Source organism: Veillonella orientalis, from assembly GCF_018406505.1.
GTDB classification, from domain to species: domain Bacteria; phylum Bacillota; class Negativicutes; order Veillonellales; family Veillonellaceae; genus Veillonella; species Veillonella nakazawae.
Map to the genome: position 1 here is coordinate 807,353 of NZ_AP022322.1, position 16,476 is coordinate 823,828.

The following is a 16,476-nucleotide window of genomic DNA, read 5'->3' on the forward strand; positions in this document are numbered from 1 at the left end:
ACAATTTGTATGATAAATTTACGTTAATATAATCACTCAGGTTTAACCCAACGAACGATAGATTTAATGGGTTCAAAGCTCTTGCGATGTAGTGGTGTTACACCTTGCTGTTCAACAGCTTCTTTGTGTAACTCCGTATAATAGCCTTTATGAATACCAAATCCATAACCAGGGTATTCATCATCAAGGCTCTTCATATATCGATCTCGTGTAACCTTTGCAATGATTGATGCAGCAGCAATATTAGCGCTTTTACTATCGCCCTTAATAATAGATTCAACGGGAATCGTTAAATCAGGCAATTTCATAGCATCAGCCACTACGGCTTCAGCGGGTACGCTGAGCGTGCGAATCGCCTCATACATAGCTTGGCGTGTTGCTTCGTAGATATTGAGCTCATCAATCTTTTCTGGACCGTAGGAAATACAGCTTACTGCTACGGCTTCTTTCATGATGATATCGTAGAGGATTTCACGCTTTTCTTCAGTTAGCTTTTTAGAGTCATTTAAACCAGGAATTAATGTCATAGGCGGCAATATAACGGCAGCTACCGTTACAGGTCCTGCAATAGGACCACGACCTACCTCGTCGACACCAGCTACATGATACATACCTTGATCGTAGAACATACCTTCATAGTCATACATGCTCATGAGGCGTTGTTGTTCTTTTAGCTCTTTTTCTTGGCGCTTAATGTAAGAAGCGGCCAATTTTTGTACAGAACTACGATCGTCCTCTTGAGCTAAAGGCAAAATCTCTAAGGCTTGTTCAGTTTCAAAAAGAGCTTTTATATCTGCCACTTTTAATTTACTAAATGTATCCTTATCCATTTTGTGTGTCCTCACCGATTTCAGGATAGTATGGTTCTTCATCAACTTTATCGAGAGTAATTGTACCTAGTTTAGTATTGCGGTAGTCTTGCAAGATAATGCGGCGTGCTTTATCAAAGTCTACTACGCCACCACTAACGAGACAACCACGACGACGACCGATGTTTTCAAGAATAGTATCTACATCTGTCATCTCTTCTTCTTTTAATTTATAACGTTCTACCAAAATATTTGGTGTATTCGTCAATAAGTGATTAATTAATTGTTTAATGACATGCTCTAAATCATACACATCATCAGAAACGGCCCCCGTCATAGCAAGACGAGCCGCTGCGCGTTGGTCCTCTAATTTAGGCCACAATACACCTGGTGTATCGAGCAATTCAAGGTTTTTGCCGATTTTAACCCATTGTTGACCACGGGTATGACCTGCTTTGTTAGCTGTACGCGTTGCTGCAGAGCCAGCTAAGGAGTTAATCAATGTAGATTTACCCACATTAGGAATACCTAAAATAATAGTACGCACAGACCGGCTACGAATGCCTTTTGCGACCCAACGATCGATGATAGGCTTGCTCAAACGCTCTACAGTAGATATTAACTTCTTATTCCCCTTGCCAGACTTAGAATCGATAGCCAATACTGTGATACCTTGTTTAGTAAAGAATTCGGTCCATTCCTTTGTGGCTTTAGGATCTGCTAAATCTACTTTATTTAACAATACGATATGAGGTTTCTGACCAACGAGTTCAGTGATTACAGGGTTCGCACTAGAGCGAGGAATACGCGCATCTAGTAACTCAATAACTACATCTACCTTTTTTATATACTCCGTAATCATACGTGTGGCTTTCGCCATATGCCCAGGGAACCAATGTACGATAGGTGAATCTGCCATAGTATTTCCTTTCATATCTAAATTTTAGCAAAAATAAAAGGCTGCCAACGGCAGCCTTTTATGAACATTAGCGTTTTTCGCGAATACGAGCAGCTTTACCAGTAAGGTTACGTAAGTAGTACAATTTAGCACGACGAACAACACCACGGCGCATAACTTCAATTTTAGCTAAGCGTGGGCTGTGAAGTGGGAATGTACGTTCTACACCTACACCGGATGCAATACGACGAACTGTGAAAGTTTCACGTACGCCACCGTTTTGACGTTTAATTACCAAACCTTCGAATACTTGGATACGTTCACGAGAACCTTCCACTACTTTTACGTGTACGCGAACTGTGTCACCAGCGCGGAAAGTAGGGATGTCTGTACGAAGTTGTTCTTGTTCAAGTACGTTAATAATGTTCATTGTTTCCTCCTGTTTGCAGACATTCAATACCTACACCTTATAGGCAGCGGACTGTCTCAAATTAACAGAAATATAGTATCATAAATCACGTACTGTTCGCAAGTATTTTCTATATAATTTTGAGAAACTAATTATTTACTTAAGATTGGGCGCTTTAACTTACCTAACAAGCGGTATAAATCATCTTTTTCATCATCAGAAAAATCAGAAAATAATACATTAAGAAATTGGTCATACGAATGTAATAGTGATTTACCTAGTCGTTTCCCCTCTTCCGTAAGGCCTACTACAGAAATTCGTTTATCCATATAATCAATATGCTTTGTTACATACCCTAATTCAATAAGAATATCGGTCTGCTCTGATACTGTAGCAGGACGCATATTAAGAGCATCTACTAATTGTTTTTGAGATGCCCCTTCAGATCGCATATATAATTCTATAATTATTTTATCACGAGACTTTTCTTTACCATTTGGCACCTTACATAAGGCTTTATATAATTCATCATGATTCATGACAGTTATCTCCTCATACAACTTTGTATATTATAAGATATTCGCCATAGTCTCAAAAATTCCTGCATAAAATATGTATATTCTTCGTAAAAGCAAAAAGAGGTACCAAATGGTACCTCTTCTTTCATATATTTCGGTAAAAGTTTAATGTATCTAATACAAAATATATTATTTTAATGCACTAATATCGCCGATAATAGCCATTACGCTGTACGCTAAGCGAACAAGTTGTAGACGGTTAGCTTTAATAGCTTCGTCTTTATCCATAACCATTACATCTTCAAAGAATTTGTTGATGGCCGGAACTAAAGTAGCAGGAACAGCTACAACTGCAACATAATCATTAGCTTCCCATGCAGCAAGACTTTCTTCAGACGCTTTAGAAGCAGCTTCGAACAATGCTTTTTCAGCATCTTCTTTCAACAAGTCGCTATTAACGCCTGTATATTCCACATCTTTTACGAGATTGTACATACGAGTATAAGCTTGAACAAGCTCAACGTTTTCATCAATGCGGTTTGCTAACAATGCATTTACAAGACCTTCAGCATCAGCAACGGACAATTCGTTGTTGGACAACAACAAGTCGATTACATGATGAGGAACTTCGCGATCAAGGAAGATATTTTTCAAACGAAGTGTGAAGAACTCTTCTACTTGGCCAAGCAATTCGTCTTGTTTTTCAGCTGGGACATTAAGCAATTCCATAGATGCTTTGAAGATTGGACGCAAGCTGATGTTCCATTCGCTACCAAGCAAGATGTTCAAGATACCAATTGTTTGACGACGCAATGCATATGGATCTTGAGAACCTGTAGGAATTAAACCACGGCTGAAAGTAGCTACGATATTATCTACTTTATCGATAATGGACAATACTTTACCAGCTTCAGTTTGAGGCAATACATCACCTGCAAAACGTGGTAAATATTGTTCGAAAATAGCTTCTGCTACCTCTTCGGACTCACCATCAAGTAAAGCGTATTCTTTACCCATTACACCTTGTAATTCAGTGAACTCTGTAACCATACCTGTTGTAAGGTCAGTTTTAGCAAGTTCTGTAGCACGTTCTAATACAACAGCTGCATCTTCGTGCAAGCCACATTCTTCACCAAATACACGGCCCAATTTAAGTAAACGTTCAGTTTTATCTGCTAAGTTACCAAGACCTTCTTGGAATACGATTTTAGTTAAACCATCTTGACGGTCGATAAGAGGTTTCTTGCGGTCTTCGTTGAAGAAGAATTTAGCATCATCAAGACGTGCGCGTAATACGCGTTCATTACCAGCTTGAACTACTTCGATGGAATGGTCGGATCCGTTACGAACTGTTAAGAACATTGGCAACAATTTGCCATCTTGGTCAACCAATGGGAAGTAACGTTGATGGTCTTTCATAGGTGTAATGATAGCTGCATCTGGAAGTGCCAAGTAGGACTCTTCAAAGCCACCACACAATGCTGTAGGCCATTCAACAAGATAGTTAATTTCTTCTAACAAATCATCATCCCAAACGATGGATGCATTTTTAGAAGCTGCAATATCATGTAATTGTTTGGAAATCAATTCACGACGTGCGTCTTGATCAACCATAACAAAGTTTTCTTTTAATGTGTCTATATAGGATGCTGCATTTTTGATAGTAATTTCATCAGCACCTAAGAAGCGATGACCACGTGTTACATTACCAGATTTTACAGTAGCAAATTCTACAGGAATTACCTCTTCATCAAGTAATGCTACAAGCCAACGTACAGGACGTACAAATTTAGCATCTAAATTGCCCCAATGCATGGATTTAGGGAAGTTAAGGCCTGTAATCAATTGAGGTAACATATCAGTTACGATATCTTTTGCAGGTACGCCTGCAGTTTTAGTTTCAGCGTAAATATAGCCGTCTTCTACAACGAGATCAGCTACATCAAGACCTTTACCACGAGCAAAACCGATGGCTGCTTTTGTTGCATTACCGTCAGCATCATAGGCGATAGATGCAGAAGGACCTTTATGACGTTCGCTGATTTCAGCAGATGTGTCAGCAAGACCTTTCACGATAAGAGCCAAACGACGTGGTGTGCCGTATGTTGCGATGCTTTCAAAAGGAAGATGGGCATCATTTAATTTTGTTTCAGCCAATTGTTTCAATTGACCTAAGATATTTGGCATAAAGCCGGCAGGAATTTCTTCTGCACCGATTTCAAATAATAAATCCTTTGCCATCTTATTTATCTCCTTTCAAAAGTGGGAAACCTAATTCTTCGCGTTTAGCAAGGTATTGTTGTGCACAAATACGAGCTAATGCACGTACGCGGCCGATGAAAGCAGTACGTTCACTGATGGAAATAGCACCACGAGAATCAAGCAAGTTGAATGTGTGGGAACATTTCAATACATAGTCGTAAGCTGGTAATACATAACCGGCTGCACAAACGCGTTTTGCTTCTGCTTCGTACATATCAAACAATTTGAAAAGCATATCTGTATCAGCTAATTCAAAGTTATATACGGATTGTTCAACTTCGTTAGCATGCCAAACGTCACCATATGTAACATTTTCATTCCATTTAAGGTCATATACGTTTTCTACGCCTTGAATGTACATAGCCAAACGTTCTAAACCGTATGTAATTTCTACGGACACTGGTTTACAGTCAATGGAACCAACTTGTTGGAAATATGTGAACTGAGTTACTTCCATACCATCGAGCCATACTTCCCAACCAAGGCCCCAAGCACCCAATGTTGGGGATTCCCAGTTATCCTCTACGAAACGAATATCGTGATCTTCCGCATGAATACCAAGTGTTGCCAAGGATTGTAAGTACAATTCTTGGATGTTATCTGGAGATGGTTTCACAATAACTTGGAATTGATGATGTTGGAACAAACGGTTAGGGTTATCACCATAACGACCGTCTGCTGGACGACGAGAAGGCTCTACATAACATACAGCCCATGGTTCAGGACCAATAGCATGCAAGAATGTTGCAGGGTTCATTGTGCCTGCACCTTTTTCAATGTCATATGGATTTTGAACGATACAACCTTGATCGCTCCAGAATTTTTGTAGATTTAAAATAATCTCTTGAAATGTCATTGCTGCCTCCACTTTACACAACCGACATAAAATCAACCATTTCGTTACAAACAAAAAAGTCCCTGTAACGAAAAACGTTACAGGGACGAGTATACCCGCGGTTCCACCCTATTTGGCTTGCGCCCTCTTTTTTCTATGTTGGCCTTTACTAACAGATCTCTGCGTTCCTGCCAATGCTCTACAGCGCCTTCAACCAAATGTGAGCTTACACCATCCTCACTCGCTAGAGAGGTTTACTACTCTGCTTCATCGCATATATTATACACAATATTGTAGCAATACAGAGGGAAGAATGTCAAACTATTCTTTTATACACGTAAAGCTAGTTTCAATACAATAAAAAATATTGAGAAGCAGGCAAAAGATGTTAAGTGAAAATCATAGTGAATTGCACTTCCAGTCAAAATATCATCTATTACTCCATATAAAATATAAAGTATAGCTAATACTGCAAATCCATATACTATTAATCGTCGCATTATATTTTCCTTTCAATGATTTATTTAATGCCTACAAAAATTACAGATCAAATCTATTTAGGATATAAAATTTTATTTTAAGTCAAAAGTTTATACTCTAAGAACAAGTTTTAGTATACCAAAGAAGATTAACCAACATACAAAGAATGCTCCATAAAAATCATAGTGAATTTCGGCCCCGGTCATATAATCATAAGCAATACTATATATTATTGAAATTAAGATAAATAATGCAAATGCATAGAAAAAAAATCGTTTCATAATATTATCTCCTTTTAATTTTTAAATTGTACAGTAATACTCCCACCAGCACCAACACCATCCACTATATCAAATTTAATTTTACCTTTTCCTTTTTCTCTATCAATACCGCCCTCAAAGGCTGCACCAAGTCCACCTCCATATACATTTCCTTCGGCGACAATAATAAAATTACCAAAATCTAAAGAATAACTTGCATTACCATGAGCTAGTGCGGCCAAAGCCCCAGCTTTGACATATATATTACCTTGACCAAGTTTTCCTTCTACATCCCCAGCCAAATAGAATGTGTCACCGTTTAATTCAATTTTAGCAGCATTTTTTTCAACCTCATGATGTATCCTAATAATACTTAGTTCACCATTAGCTCCAAGATCTATACCATTAGTAAAAGTTGAGTGTCCCTTATCACCTTTATTATAAAAGCCAGTAATATTAGTCGTATCATCACCAACCAATCTAAAGTTACTACGTTTATCAGGGTCTTGGATACCATTTTGGTACGGCATTATATAACTTTCATTGTTATTAGTGGTTTGAGTGGAATTTAAAGATTGTCCCCAATTAGAATTTGAGCCAGGATTCCAAATATTTGGAGTATTAAGTTTATATTTATTACTAGATTCACGAGATCGTATTATTTTCTCACTAGCTTCTTGCTTATAAATGTAAAATGAATCCTCCAATCCATTTAAAGTAACATATTTATATACTAAATTATTCATAACATCCTGAAATGATCCTGAGCCAATTATATCAGGACTTAGGTCACCATATAACTCCTTAGAAATCTCGTTATTAGTATTATATATATTTAAATGATTGTATTCATACCACATTAAAGTATCATAATAAGCTAATTTTCTAACCCATTCATCTAAACTAATTACTCCATCTTTATAATGTTTATAATCATTTTTTAAACTCATTTGGTCATGATGTGTAAGCCAGTTATTCTCCATCGCTGAATTTACTAAAGATGGAGCTATATTTTCACTATTCATACTTTTAGCAATAACTATACTAATAATTTTTTGAAGATCAGGATTCCCAACTTTTTCTAAAATAGGTTGACTAGCTTCATTGATCGCACTCGTTTTAAATCCTTTTAATCCATTATAACCGGATAAATCCGAAATAACAGCTCCAAATGCTCCGTGTAATGCTACTTTATACATACCACCCTCACCCCACATCTGAGCCTTCTTTCGCAGTTTTGCTACTTCTTCTTTATCACCTATTTCTTCAGCATATTCAATTTTCTTAATTAGTATATTTTGCTCATGAAGCGCAATATCACCAATTAACTTATATCCATGGTCAGAAATTTTCGATAATAGGATTTGTTTTTCTTCTACTGTTTTCTTATCAAAAATTGGTGCTAATTTATTAAGTGCTTGTTCTGTATCATGATTAATCTTTTCTAAGGATTCTTTCTCAGCAATTTCAATGATACCTTCACTAATGGCAGAATGTGTAGTTGATTTAGAATTACCTTTTACAGGAATTCCCATTTTAGGGCTACCAGTAATACCTATTGGGTTATGTTTAGAGCGTTTAGTCGTAGATAAACTATATCCAGAAGTCTTTGCTGAATAAGATGCTTCATTTTGAATATTGTTCATTTTTAAAGATTTAGAAGATAATTTATTCTTGGATTTATCAGAACTGCCTTTAATTATACCACCTGTAAGTGTAGTTGAATTATTTACCTGTACATTATATCCACTATCACCTGCATATATGCCAGCCTGATCTGTAACACTTGCATAGTGACTGTCTGTAGTGCCTCTCGAATTATCAAATCCAACTCTCGCAGAGCCACTCATTCCATAGGATACAGATATACCTTTATTTTTACTTATCTTATGGTAGTCATTCGTATCTTGTAAACTTTCAATTTTTAAATCATGTCCAACTTTTGTCATCACACTGTCACCGATGACTTTAGAACCAATAATTTCTGTATCATTTCCAGAGACAGTATCGACTTGTTTACCACGAATAATTGTTCCCGTATGTGTCTTAGTTGTCTCTAAAGCATTTTCTTTACCTTTATACACATTAGCATCTAAACCAATAACACCATTACCGTGAGGACTAACTGTGGCACCAACAGACCATCCTGAATTTGTATATGTATCACGTTGTACCGAAGAGTTTGTTCCTGCATCTAAACTTAGGTTATTTGTTGCATTTAAATTAACCTCTGGAGCCTCTATAACACTACCTGTAATATGAATATTACCTTTGGCACTATTATCACTATCTGCAGTAATATTTACTTTATTTTTGCTTCCTATAGAGCTACCTACATAATTCTCTTGATTAAGTTCACTAACCTGTTTAAATTTGCTCGAACCAACACCAACATGTATATTGAGTAAACTATCTTTTTTTGCTCTATTGTTTACATTATTTATCGCAGCTTTAACATCTGGATGCATAGCATTTTTCTCTTCAGGATGTTCTGCCTGATATGCTGTATTGAGTTCATCCGCCTTAGCCAGTATAGCTTTTTCTTTTTCTACAAGTTTTTCTATCTTAGCATTATTATAAGTAGCCCCATCATTATAAGCGTGTTTTAACGTATTGCCAGCTTCAAGATACTCTAATGTAGATAACTTGCTATTTTTTCTAGAGTTAGCACGTTTACCCAGTTGTTGAACATTATTTAATTCATTAACAATCCGACCACCAACACTTACAGTAAGACCAGAACGCTTTTCCTCATGACTTTGCACTACATGTGCAGTATTATGCTTCCCATCAACAATTACATTTTGAGCAGAAAGGTCTGCAGGTTGATTACTAAAATAGTTTGTCGTAGTACTATGGATTTCATTACCAGCCTTAACCTTAATCTCTCCATCTGAAGAAGCAATGTTACTTGCAACTTGAGTTTTATATCGGCCATCTGTTGTATCAGTCACTTTTTTACTACCAATAGTAAAGCCTATACCAGCACCCATTAAGCCAGACTTTTTACTATATTGATATACATCATCACGTTGAGTTTCTTCACCAGAATCTGTACGCACGTCATTACCTGCAGATACGGATACATCTTTTGTTCCTAAAATATTAGAACCTGTTACCGAAACATTGCGATTAGCTTTCACATTAATCGTATCGCCACCAATTGTTGAAGATAAAACACCTGTATGTTCGTGATCTGTACGTATGATATTAGTTGTACGAGATAATAAACTTTTTTCTTTGTATTTTAGACCATATTCATCACGACTATAACTGTTCCCATTAGTGATAGTAACATCATTTCCGGCTTCAACAGATGTGACACCATGTTCACTATTAACAATACCATTGCGGATATTTACATCATTTCCTGCATGTAAATTAACATGACTATCACTTAAAATAGCTGTACCTAATTCAGTACGACGATCAGTGCGATTATAATTATCACTATTAACAGTCATATCCTTTTTAGAAGATAATGCTTCTGTTGTTAAGTTAATATTCTGACCAGCCTCAATGGTAGCTTTAGAATTATCTCCAGTATGAACAATAGCACCTTTAAGGTTAACATCTCGTTTCGCAGATAAAACTAAATCACCATCTTTTGCTACACCAATAGTACCTTGACGACTAACAATATCGTGATGTTCTAGTCTATCTACATGAGCACCTACATTAATATCACGACCAGCATTAATAGTAACCTGTTTATCACCATGAATATTGCCTGTATTCATTACATCTTGTGATGCTTTAATATTCACTTTACGTCCATCGATACGGCCTGTATTTTGTACATCATGAGCTCCTAATACAATTGTATCCGCAGTTATAATGCCTTGATTTAGAATATCTGCATTAGTATTACTAACAATGGCTTTACCACTTATGATTCCACCCATGGCATCAACAGATTTTGCAGGTTGTTTAGCCAGATATACCTTAGGATAAAGAACTTGTTGAGCTTTTCCATCTACTACAACTGTTTTGGTTTCTAACCACACCATATCAGTCGTTATAGCTTCCATTTGTTCTTTAGATAAAGCAATTCCTGGAGCTAGTTTAAACGCTTTACCAAAGGCTATACCAGCCTCTAATAATGCTTTATATTCGGCCTCATTATCTGTATACCCTTCTAAATATTGTTTGCCCGTAGCTGATACTATTTGCTCATTAATAAGCTGTTGCTCATAGAATCCATCACCTAAACGTTTTAATCTTCTTTCAGGATCATTCGCTAAGGCATCAATCATATATTGAGAGGATAGAAAATTCTTTCTATTGGTAAACGCAGAATCAGTTTCTATCAAAGCATTAGCTGTAATATCTGGATGAATTTGGTATAGCGCCTCTGTTGGTAAGGATAAACCATCTATAGTATGACTTTCTTTACCTTTGCCACCACCTAAACCATAGGGATCTAAACTATCATTAATCTTTGTAATAGTAGCTTTAGACAATGTATCTTCAGCATGCTCTTGAACTGAACCAATTGGCTTTACATTTGATTCAGTAATTGTTGGGGTCATATAAACTTCTTGATTCCAAACTCTACGACGTTTATGTCCTACGCCATGACTTTTCCGTTTTCTTATTGTTTTACTCTCTTGAGTGGTTCCAGTAATAAAGCTTTTATCACTCATCGAATCAGATATATTTTCTATTTGCCCCTTAGCTTGAATCGTCCCTCCAGAAATCACTTTACTATTATCATTATGGAGAATACCTGTTGTTACAACATCACCGCCACTACTAATAACACCTGGATCATCATTGGTCACTTCTTTATGAGTATGCTCTGTTTCAGAGCGAATAATCGTAAATTTATGAACTCGATTTTCATCTTTATTCATTTCTTTGTTATAAGCTGCATCTTCTGCAGTCTTAACAGGTTTTACATGAGGTGTACCATAGCCACTTTTATAATCAGCATAAGGGAATTCTGACTTATCAAAGACTTGGCCTTCTAACTTATGGTGTGGATCAGTAACTTTTAATTTATCAGGATTTTTGGTAATACCATCTGAAACACGCTTAACACCTAATGCAACATTTTTATTATTCACTACAGGTGTATCCAACTCAATAGACCTTACGGCTTTAATAGTTGCTCCTGTATTATTGATACCTTCTTTAGCTGTTAGTTCCATAGTGCCACCACTATAGATGAATCCCTTACCCGTATTATTTATGGTATCTGTAGTTATATCAACATTATTTCGCCCTGCAATGACACCAGACTTATGCGTATCTAATTCTTTTTTTATAGTAGTAACATTCTCTTGTGCCTCATCATAAGCCTTTGTTAACTCTTTAATACGTTGACGATGTGCTTCTAACTCTGTTTTAGTTTTATATTTTGTGATATCAGCATTCCATTCAGCATCAAGCTCATTTTTTGCTTTTTCTAAATCTTTACCAGCTTTATGATAGCGCTGTTCTATTTCAGAATTTGTATGGTTTATAACTGTATTAGCTTTAATAGCTACAGTATCACCATAAATACGTCCACCTTCATTGTTATCTACGGATTTAGCTTTTATGTCCGTAGTTTTTCCTGAGTTAATAAGACCACTATTATTTATTGTTTCTTGGCTATTTACAGTAGTAGATACATCACCTTGAACTACACCATTATTGTGAATTGCAATGCTTTGTCCAGCTAAAGTAGTATTTCCATTACTCGTAACACCACCATCAACTATGATTTTACCATCACTAGTAATACTAGATGCTTGTGTAGAACTTACTACACCTTTCACATTTACACCAAGACCAGTATTGGTACCTTTCATAGTGATAGAATTTGCATACATACCACCAATAGCAGAGACATCTAAGCCAACATTACTAGAATCCCCAATTTTTTGAGTGTCTAATGTATTAGCATCTATTCTATTTTTGCCAGTACGTGTTTCAATTGTATTAGCCCACACTCCGGCATTTACATTTGTTGCTTCTGTTAAAATTTGTAGAGCGTTAGCATCTTTAGCATTAAGACCATTTCCGTTAATAGAAATACGACCTTGCTCTACACGATACGAGTTTAAATTTCCTGTTGGATCATATTCTGTTTTACCTGTAGTTAATACTGCTCGATCTGTATTGATAAAGCCACCACCATCTACAGTAATACCATTTGGATTAGCTACAACTACTGAAGCTTTACGACCTGCTACCTCAATAAACCCTTTCATATCAGTTGGATTATGGGATGTAACCTCATTAACAATAACATTAGCAGAACCTCGCATCATATTGGCATTACCAGGTACATAGCCACCTAATTTTGTATTAGACATTTGGTAAGAGTTATTTAGAATTACACCATTTTGCGGTACATTAAAATTAGTATAATCATTTCTAGATACTCCAGCAGCACTAGGGCCTGCAACATTGACTAATGTAATACCATTACCAGCTTGTCCAACCGTAGCTTGTCTTTCATGTGGTGCATTTGTGTCAACTTCGATAGGATTTGCTGCATAGGCAAACGGTACTACTAATGGGTCTACAATCATTAAGCCCATTGTAAGCCATACGGCAATTTTATATTGTAATCGTTTTTGTTTCATAGTTACTCTCTCTATTAATACTTATACTCAAACTATTTAGAATCGTATACCAGCTTGGAAACCTGTAGTTACAGAGTCTGTTCTATAACCATTTCGTTTATATAAAGGGGCACCGACAAACACATCGTAGAACAAGCCAGATTTAAACTGCCCTTTCATCCCTAAACTAGTACCAGCAATAAATTTACCTGTTAATACATCTATACTTGGACCATATACAGCGCCAAAATCTACATTGGCATAAATACTAGATTTCCATTTAGGAATGTAGCTAGCAACTTCATTACGCATATACCAACCGCTTTCAGACATTAATGTATTCTCACCATCAAACCCTGCTACTGTATATCGATTGCCAAGGCTAATCATGTCTCTAGAAAATAAACGTTTATCCCCTAATGTCCATTGTCCATGGAATGATGTAGTAATACTTGCTGGTCTATGCCCCCATGTACGAGGTATTTGATAATCCACATCTACTAAAAGTTGTGTAAATCGAGTACTAGGTGCTCCATTACCATATTCAGGTTGTGAACCAAACCAGCCAACACCTTGTTTAATAGCCGCTCTAGAATATAACGTATTTTGCTTAATATATCTTCGTTCTGATATACCAAATTCTACAGAGGCTGTATTGGCGCGTTGTACAGCAATCTCCACATCATTGATGTAATTTTTTGCATTACGCTTGCTAATAATGATATCCCAACTACGTTTAGTTGTTCGATCTCGATGAAATACATGATTCCATGAACCTCTAACTGTCTTGGCATGGCTAGAACTAATAAATGGCGTAGCCATAGAATTAATTGTTTGGTGATATTTCATATCACTATAAGAGATACTGAAGGTATCTTTTCCTCTAGGTATAGAATACGAAATAGTATGATTTCTAGTACCTTTATGTTCACCATCTTGAGCTGCATCTCGATTTATACTTAAATTTAAAGAATCGTTGGCATTAAAGACACGATCAATACCTATTGCTGCAGTCCACTGAAGTTTTCCCGTTTCTTTTAGACCAGAATCATCTATGGATACCATCCCATGGATAGGTGGCTTTTTAGTCGTTTCAAGCACAATATTGGTAGCCAATGGTTTTGAACCAGGTTCAAGCTCAATAGACACATTTTGAGAGCCTAGACGCTTCATTTGCTCTATACCTTGTTCTATATTCCGAATATTTAAGATATCTCCTTTACGAATAGGAAATGCATTTTCCCATGGCAATGGCTGTACGTAAGGTTTATATAATATAGCTTCTACTCGACCTAGTTGTAAATTGAATTGTAAATTACCTGAAGCTAAGGATTGAGCTGGAATACCAATTCTAGAAGTAACATAACCATGCTCAATTAGTGCATTATTTAGTCTATTAGATAAAATGTTTATATCTTCAAGGGTAAGTCTACGATTCATAAATGGTTTAATTGTTTTTCGTAGAAAGCCAAATTCTTTAGGCACATCTAATTGAAGTTTCTTTTTTTGTGTCTCATAATACAAAGGACCTTTAATCAATCTTGCACTTGCTGCAGAACTATTATCTACGAACGTAGTCTGATCCATAGTTGAATTTGTCATATCATTATATGTTAATTGTGCAGATTGACTAATAGGTTCTTCAACAATACGTATTTGAGATACAAAAAAAGATGGTCCTACATATGCTGGCTGTTGTGCCGGTACTGTATAACCACCATGTGATGATAAAGATCCAGATGTACCATCTAATCCACCTGTTTGTACTGTAATTCGTCCCTCTCCAAGCCGCGCCTCTCTCGCTAATTGCTGTTCTCTCGCTCTATCTAGTTGTGCTTGTGTATCAATTGGTTTAGCACCATAAATATGTATTGGCAGAATACAAGCTAAACTTAGACAGAAAAGCAAATCTCTCTTTTTCATATACTTCCTCTAATAGTAAAAAATAAACTCATTTGTTATATTTTATTATGTTTTTTTTTTTGAAAGTCAATAGAGAGTTTAAACTAAAAACCACCTACCAAAGATAATCAATTCATCTTCGATAGGTGGTTTATTTTATTCCCCCTTAGCAATGCGATCTAAGAGTTCAATATAAGTTTCTTTATTTAATGCTGGTGTAAAGTTGTCTAATACATCTTTAGCGCCTGCTGCGTCATCGTATAGTAAGTCTACGATGGTCATAGCCAAGGCTTGTGCTGTTTTAATGTACGCTACATCAGGTACAGAGATTTCATATTCTGCGCTATGAAGTACGCCACTGATGCAACCAACCCATGGATGGATAACCGGCATCAAGTGAGATACGTCCCCCATGTCTGTACTAGCTGTAATATGTGGACCTTGGTATACATTGGCTTCACCAAAGATAGGATTGGAATTTTCACGTAATAGAGCATTCATACGTTCATCATTACGCATCGGTAAATAGCCAGGTAGGTCGTTGATAATGCATGTGGCGCCTACTGCATCGCCACCGGCTTTTAAGGCACGATTAACACGATGGTTACCATCTACAATAGCTTGAATATTAGAGGCACGCACATAGCTTTCAACTTGAACATAATCCGGCACACAGTTTACCAATGTACCGCCTTGATTAATAATTGGGTGGAATCTGAAATAATCGCTTTCTTTGAAAGTTTCACGAATGGAGTTAACCCCCATAACGCCCATTAAAGCAGCATTAAGAGCATTGATGCCTTCATGCGGTGCTTGAGCGGCATGAGCTACCTTGCCGTGATATTCAATCAGTTTAGATACAAAACCATTGGAGGTACTACCAAGCCCCATTTCACCATCTGGAGTTTTGGCCGTTTCCACATGCATTTGCATAGCCATATCGATATCATCGAAAGCACCTTCATAGATAAGCTGTTGCTTACCGCCCATATATTTTAGTTTTCCTTGCTCACGCAATTTATTGCGGTAATCAATTTCAATCATTTCCTCTGCTGGAACAGCAAATAATACGACATCGCCAGCTAGCTCATCCATCACAGCTTGTAAGCCCATAGCGACAGCAAACATATTAGTAATTTGTACATTATGGCCACAGCAATGGGCAGCCCCTGTTAAATCATCGGCACGAGGATGGCGAGGACAGAGAATGGCATCTAATTCCCCCACCATAGCAACCGTATATTTACTATCTTGGCCTTTCATTCTACCCTTTACACCTGTCAATGCATGGCCTGTAGTATAAGAAATGCCAAGTTCATCAAACATAGCTTGAACCTTTTTAGAGGTTTTTACCTCTTTAAACCCCAGCTCAGGTTCAGCCATAATAGATTCTACTAATTCTCGTAAACGTGGTTGTGCATCAACAATTGCTTTACAAACACGTTCTTTAACTTCTTCCTTTGTCATACGGCTCATAATATCTCCTTTATAAAATCGACCGTATAAAATACGGTCGATCATGGAATCTTAATGTATAGATATCTTA

9 protein-coding genes are annotated in these 16,476 nt (G+C 36.7%); all 9 read right to left on the reverse strand.

All coding sequences use genetic code 11. From position 1 onward, the window contains the following. Positions 1-32: 32 nt before the first annotated feature. The 9 genes from rnhB to VEIS1202513_RS03720 all read right to left on the reverse strand — a co-directional run bounded on the left by rnhB (position 33) and on the right by VEIS1202513_RS03720 (position 16,406). Complete coding sequence (gene rnhB, locus VEIS1202513_RS03680) at positions 33-830, reverse strand: ribonuclease HII (protein ID WP_119206702.1); 798 nt, start codon at positions 828-830, stop codon at positions 33-35. Beyond that, positions 823-1,728, reverse strand: coding sequence for a ribosome biogenesis GTPase YlqF (gene ylqF / locus VEIS1202513_RS03685; RefSeq protein WP_119206701.1), 906 nt, complete (start codon positions 1,726-1,728; stop codon positions 823-825). The genes rnhB and ylqF overlap by 8 nt, the downstream gene beginning before the upstream one ends. Positions 1,729-1,795: 67 nt before the next feature. Continuing rightward, positions 1,796-2,137, reverse strand: coding sequence for a 50S ribosomal protein L19 (rplS, locus tag VEIS1202513_RS03690; protein ID WP_005377523.1), 342 nt, complete (start codon positions 2,135-2,137; stop codon positions 1,796-1,798). Positions 2,138-2,268: 131 nt separating this feature from the next. Continuing rightward, complete coding sequence (locus tag VEIS1202513_RS03695; RefSeq protein ID WP_005386549.1) at positions 2,269-2,655, reverse strand: MarR family winged helix-turn-helix transcriptional regulator; 387 nt, start codon at positions 2,653-2,655, stop codon at positions 2,269-2,271. A gap of 168 nt (positions 2,656-2,823) precedes the next feature. Beyond that, a complete protein-coding gene (gene glyS, locus VEIS1202513_RS03700) occupies positions 2,824-4,875 on the reverse strand; it encodes a glycine--tRNA ligase subunit beta (protein WP_213467867.1) in 2,052 nt (683 codons plus the stop codon). A 1-nt stretch (position 4,876) separates the two neighbouring features. Further along, the gene (gene glyQ / locus VEIS1202513_RS03705; protein WP_060919832.1) at positions 4,877-5,752 is read right to left on the reverse strand and encodes a glycine--tRNA ligase subunit alpha; all 876 of its coding nucleotides are present in this window, start codon (positions 5,750-5,752) and stop codon (positions 4,877-4,879) included. A 754-nt stretch (positions 5,753-6,506) separates the two neighbouring features. Then, positions 6,507-13,049 (reverse strand): two-partner secretion domain-containing protein, encoded by a 6,543-nt coding sequence (locus VEIS1202513_RS03710; RefSeq protein ID WP_244856307.1) that lies wholly within the window; start codon positions 13,047-13,049, stop codon positions 6,507-6,509. 36 nt (positions 13,050-13,085) lie between these two features. Beyond that, the gene (locus VEIS1202513_RS03715; protein WP_213467868.1) at positions 13,086-14,951 is read right to left on the reverse strand and encodes a ShlB/FhaC/HecB family hemolysin secretion/activation protein; all 1,866 of its coding nucleotides are present in this window, start codon (positions 14,949-14,951) and stop codon (positions 13,086-13,088) included. 135 nt (positions 14,952-15,086) lie between these two features. Continuing rightward, entirely contained in the window at positions 15,087-16,406 is a 1,320-nt protein-coding gene (locus tag VEIS1202513_RS03720) for an amidohydrolase (RefSeq protein ID WP_213467869.1), read from the reverse strand. Between the last annotated feature and the right edge of the window lie 70 nt (positions 16,407-16,476).